This is a genomic window from Bathymodiolus azoricus thioautotrophic gill symbiont (assembly GCF_001298715.1).
Lineage (GTDB): Bacteria > Pseudomonadota > Gammaproteobacteria > PS1 > Pseudothioglobaceae > Thiodubiliella.
This window is the reverse complement of sequence record NZ_CDSC02000035.1, coordinates 1-2,354: the sequence shown is the minus strand read 5'-3', so window position 1 is coordinate 2,354 and position 2,354 is coordinate 1. Positions and strand designations below refer to the sequence as shown.

Sequence of the window (2,354 nt, the reverse complement as noted above, 5' to 3'; positions counted from 1 at the left end):
CAAGTCAAACAATTTTCAAAAATTTTTGCTCAGTCTAATTACAAGACTATGCAGATGCTTGTTAAAAAAACTCAGATACATCTTAACCAGCAAAAAAAAATCATACTAAATTTTTATATCCATTATTTCAAGTCTAATGCTATCATTGGTGAGAAATCTATTAGCCAGCATCCAGACTTAATTGTTGTTTTAGGTTGTAATCGTCCCAGTCTTGATAAGCGTATATCTTATGCTATTCAAATTGCCAATCAACATCCTAGCACTCCTATTTTATTAAGTGGCGGCGGTTTTAATATTAATATGACAGAGGGTGATTACATACACAGTCAGCTCAAAAAATCTGGCATTAAAAACGAAATTATTTTAGAAACTTTATCTATGGATACTATTGCTAACGCTTTATTTTCAAAAATAATTCTGCGTCAATATAGCAAACTTAGCGCCATTAAAAATATTGAGATTATCACTTCTAAATTTCATTTACCTCGTGCTCTGTACTATTTCAAAACTATTTTTAATAGTTTAGAGTCCAAATCTAGCTTTAATTTTTGTGCTCAAGGTCCTGCTACTGCCACTGATGCTCAGGTAGAATTTTTATCTGAGCACGAACTCTCTACCGAATTAAACGCCATGCAAGCTCTTAGCGTATTTAACAACCCTAAAAAGCACTCAATAGACGATATGCAAAGCTTAATAGAGCTTTTGAAAAACCATAATCTATACCAAGATCGCTATGATATTTTGCGAATACTATTGCCACACTGTTAAAGTTTTTGTTGTCATTTGCTTGTAAAATACCCATCTTGTAATAAAATTATAATAAATTTAAGGGTAAAAAAATGAATGAAGATAATAAGTTAGTGGCAGAAAGAAGGTCAAAATTAGCCACCTTGAGAGAGTCAGGCAATCCATTTGTTAATAATTTTCAGCCGAAGGATTTTGCCAAAGATGTTTCAGCGTCTTATGGGTCTGTTTCTAAAGAAGCGTTAGATGAGAAAGCTATTGAAGTTTCAATGGCAGGGCGCATTATGCTTAAACGCGTGATGGGCAAGGCGAGTTTTGCACACATTCAAGATAGCAGCGCTCAGATTCAATTATTTGTTACCCGTGATGAATTGCCTGAGGGCTTTTACAATGAACAGTTTAAAAAATGGGATATTGGCGATATTGTTGGCGTTAAAGGCACATTATTTAAAACTAAAGTTGGTGAATTATCAGTGCGTGTCAGCGAGATAAAATTACTGACTAAGTCTCTACGACCCTTACCTGAAAAGTTTCATGGTTTGAACGACCAAGAGACTCGTTATCGTCAGCGTTATGTTGATTTAATTATGAATCAAGACTCACGCGATGTTTTTAAGCGTCGTAGTCAAATTGTTAGCTATATCCGACATTTCTTTGATAAAAATGATTTTATGGAAGTGGAAACACCGATGTTGCAAAGCATTCCAGGTGGGGCAACTGCCAAACCGTTTGAGACGCATCACAATGCGCTAGATATGCAAATGTTCTTGCGTATTGCTCCCGAACTCTACCTTAAGCGTTTGATTGTTGGTGGTATGGATAGAGTATTTGAAATCAATCGTAATTTTAGAAATGAAGGCTTGTCCACACGCCATAATCCAGAATTTACGATGATTGAGTTTTATCAGACATATGCCACTTATCACGATTTAATGGATTTAACCGAAAACCTATTTAAAGGTATTGCCACTGATGTTTGCGGTAGTGCTACCATTCAATATCAAGGCGATGAATTTGATTTTTCTAAAGCCTTTGAGCGCATTAGTGTGTTTGATTCAATTTTGCAGTACAATCCAGAGCTTTGTGCAGAGGATTTAGCTGAAGATAACGCTAGCACCACTGCCAAAAAATTAGGCATTCAAGTTAAAGAAAGTTGGGGCTTAGGCAAAATCCAAATTGAGATTTTTGAAGCCACGGTAGAGGGGAAACTAATACAACCAACTTTCATCACCGAGTATCCAACTGAAGTATCACCCTTAGCGCGTCGCAATGATGACAACCCATTTATTACCGATAGATTTGAATTGTTCATTGGTGGTCGTGAAATTGCCAACGGTTTTTCTGAGTTAAATGACGCTGAAGACCAAGCTGAGCGTTTTAAAAAGCAAATGCTGGAGAAAGATGCAGGCGATGATGAAGCGATGCACTATGACAGCGATTATATTCGTGCACTGGAGTATGGGATGCCTCCAACCGCAGGTGAGGGTATCGGTATTGACCGTTTAGTGATGTTATTCACCGACTCACCTTCTATTCGAGATGTGTTGCTGTTCCCACACATGAAACCCGAATCTTAAGTATCGTCTTTTCACTTTCTAGTATGCTAGGTG

Annotated in this window: 2 protein-coding genes; both read left to right on the top strand. The window is 37.0% G+C overall.

Annotated features, from left to right (window positions below):
* Positions 1–768 (top strand): YdcF family protein (locus tag BAZSYMA_RS00685; RefSeq protein ID WP_206599432.1); only part of this gene is annotated, 768 nt, incomplete at its 5' end.
* 71 nt (positions 769–839) lie between these two features.
* Positions 840–2,321, top strand: coding sequence for a lysine--tRNA ligase (gene lysS, locus BAZSYMA_RS00680; RefSeq protein ID WP_090714527.1), 1,482 nt, complete (start codon positions 840–842; stop codon positions 2,319–2,321).
* Positions 2,322–2,354 lie beyond the last annotated feature (33 nt).

Excerpts from the sequence above, each read along its gene's own strand:
- lysS (WP_090714527.1), top strand. The coding sequence starts at position 840 with ATGAATGAAGATAATAAGTTAGTGGCAGAAAGAAGGTCAAAATTAGCC.